The organism is Prevotella sp. HMSC073D09, assembly GCF_001814145.1.
Lineage (GTDB): Bacteria > Bacteroidota > Bacteroidia > Bacteroidales > Bacteroidaceae > Prevotella > Prevotella conceptionensis.
Genome location: NZ_KV815052.1, coordinates 1 through 3,070 on the forward strand (window position 1 = coordinate 1; position 3,070 = coordinate 3,070).

General features: G+C 55.7%; 1 rRNA gene. It reads right to left on the reverse strand.

The annotated features are described in order from the left end of the window. Positions 1 to 5: 5 nt before the first annotated feature. Positions 6 to 2,929 (reverse strand): 23S ribosomal RNA (locus HMPREF2955_RS02865). Positions 2,930 to 3,070 lie beyond the last annotated feature (141 nt).

Below are 3,070 nucleotides of genomic sequence, written 5' to 3' on the forward strand. Positions count from 1 at the left end.
GGGAGGTAAGAAAGTTTCGGGCAATTAGTAGCGCTCGGCTTTGGCGTCGCCGCCTTTACACCTGCGCCCTATCGACGTCCTCGTCTGGGACGACCCTCATGAGGAGTTCTAATCTTGCGGCCGGCTTCGCACTTAGATGCTTTCAGCGCTTATCCGATCCAGACTCAGATACCCGGCGGTGCACCTGGCGGCACAACCGGTAAACCGGAGGTCTGTCCATCACGGTCCTCTCGTACTAGTGACAGGGCCACGCAAAACTCCAACGCCCACGATAGATAGAGACCGAACTGTCTCACGACGTTCTGAACCCAGCTCGCGTGCCACTTTAATGGGCGAACAGCCCAACCCTTGGGACCTTCTCCAGCCCCAGGATGTGACGAGCCGACATCGAGGTGCCAAACCACCCCGTCGATATGAGCTCTTGGGGGGGATCAGCCTGTTATCCCCGGAGTACCTTTTATCCTTTGAGCGATGCAGTTTCCATACACTTGCACCGGATCACTATGCCCCAGTTTCCTGCCTGCTCGGCATGTCTGCCTCCCAGTCAAGCACCCTTATGCCATTGCACTCTAATGGGCCGGTTACCAATCGGCCTGAGGGTACCTTTGGAAGCCTCCGTTACGCTTTTGGAGGCGACCACCCCAGTCAAACTGCCCACCAAGCAGTGTCCCCGCATCTGCGGGTTAGACCTCGGACAGCCAAAGGGCCGTATTTCAAGGGTGGCTCCACAAGGGCTGGCGCCCCCGCTTCAAAGCCTCCGGCCTATCCTACACATCGGATGACCAAGGTCAATGCTAAGCTGCAGTAAAGGTTCACGGGGTCTTTTCGTCCCATCGCGGGTAATCGGCATCTTCACCGATACTACAATTTCACTGAGATCATGGTTGAGACAGCGTCCGGATCATTACACCATTCGTGCAGGTCGGAACTTACCCGACAAGGAATTTCGCTACCTTAGGACCGTTATAGTTACGGCCGCCGTTTACCGGGGCTTCAATTCAAACCTTCGAGTTGCCTCTGAGCTCTCCTCTTAACCTTCCGGCACCGGGCAGGTGTCAGGCTGTATACGTCATCTTTCGAGTTGGCACAGCCCTGTGTTTTTGTTAAACAGTTGCCTGGACCTATTCTCTGCGCCTCGCCTTGCGACGAGGACCCCTTATCCCGAAGTTACGGGGTCAGTTTGCCTAGTTCCTTAACCATGAATCTCTCAACGCCTCAGTATGTTCTACCCGACTACGTGTGTCCGTTTGCGGTACGGGTGCCGCACGGATTAAGCTTAGCGGATTTTCTCGGGAGTATGCTTACCCACGCTATTGCCATTCCCCGAGGGGAACGGCATACTTTCGGGGTTCGGCTCGCGCGGTGGATTTGCCTGCCGCCCTCAACGCCTACGCCCTTCAACGGAGAATTCCGTATCTCCGCGGTGGTGTCACGCCTCCGTCTCCGCATCGCTCCGTGCGGCAGTAAGGGAATGTTGACCCTTTCTGCCATCGGCCTCGCCGTTCGGCTGAGCCTTAGGACCCGACTGACCCCGGGATGATTGGCATTGCCCGGGAAACCTTAGTCTTGCGGCGGGGGGGAATCTTACCCCCCTTATCGTTACTTATACCTACATTTGCTTTTCCATGGGCTCCAGCGGCAATCGCCTCGCCGCATTCAACGCACATGGAATGCTCCCCTACCGATACTTTTTTCAATGCTATCCCGCGTCTTCGGTGTCTGCCTTATACCCGATTATTATCCACGCCCGGACCCTCGACCAGTGAGCTGTTACGCACTCTTTAAATGAATGGCTGCTTCCAAGCCAACATCCTGGCTGTCGCGGGGACCAGACTTCGTTAGACTAACTCAGGCAGAACTCCGGGACCTTAGACGGCGGTCTGGATTCTTCTCCTCTCGGGAACGGACCTTAGCACCCGTCCCCTTACTGCGCAGCTACTGTCCCCTAAGCATTCGGAGTTCGTCAGGACTTGATAGGCGGTGAAGCCCTCGCGTCCTATCGGTCGCTCTACCTCTTGGGGAGAACACTGCACGCGGCACCTAAATGCCTTTCGGGGAGTACGAGCTATCTCCAAGTTTGATTGGCCTTTCACTCCTACACACACCTCATCGGGAAGCTTTTCAACGCTTATCCGTTCGGACCTCCATCCCGTGTTACCGGGACTTCATCCTGGACATGTGTAGATCACTTGGTTTCGCGTCTACCACCACCAACTTCAAACGCACTTGCGTGCGCCATACGCCCTGTTCAGGCTCGCTTTCACTGCGGCTGCGGGCCTTGTGGCCCTTAACCTTGCTGGTGAAGGTAACTCGTAGGTTCATTATGCAAAAGGCACGCCGTCACTGCAAAAGCAGCTCCGACCGCTTGTAGGCGCATGGTTTCAGGAACTATTTCACTCTTCTTGTCGAAGTGCTTTTCACCTTTCCCTCACGGTACTGGTTCGCTATCGGTCTCATGGGAGTATTTAGCCTTACCGGATGGTCCCGGCAGCTTCGCGCAGGATTTCACGTGTCCCGCGTTACTCAGGATACCGCTATGCCGCTTTGTGTTTCGGATAAGGGGCTTTCACCCGCTACGGCGCCCCTTTCCAGGGAGCTTCTCCTCACACGCCGCGTGCAACGGCGCGGTCCTACAACCCCGGCGATGCGTTGCCACAACGCCGGTTTGGGCTCTTCCCCGTTCGCTCGCCACTACTGGGGGAATCATTAATTTATTTTCTCTTCCTCGGGGTACTAAGATGTTTCAGTTCCCCCGGTTCGCCTCACCGACTGTGCGGTGATACCCGCGTATTGCGCGGGTGGGTTGTCCCATTCGGAAATCCGCGGGTCAAGGGTCATTTGCACCTTACCGCGGCTTATCGCAGCTTATCACGTCCTTCATCGCCTCCATGAGCCAAGGCATCCGCCATGCGCCCTTATTTACTTTCTTTACGCCAGCGCACGCTTCCAACAAGGGAAGGCGCGCAGCCCATACTTCAGCTGTATCGTCTACATGGACATCACGTCCACGTGATTCATCACTTTTCTTACAGTCTTGCTTGTGTCAATATGTCAAAGATCTCATGCGCAA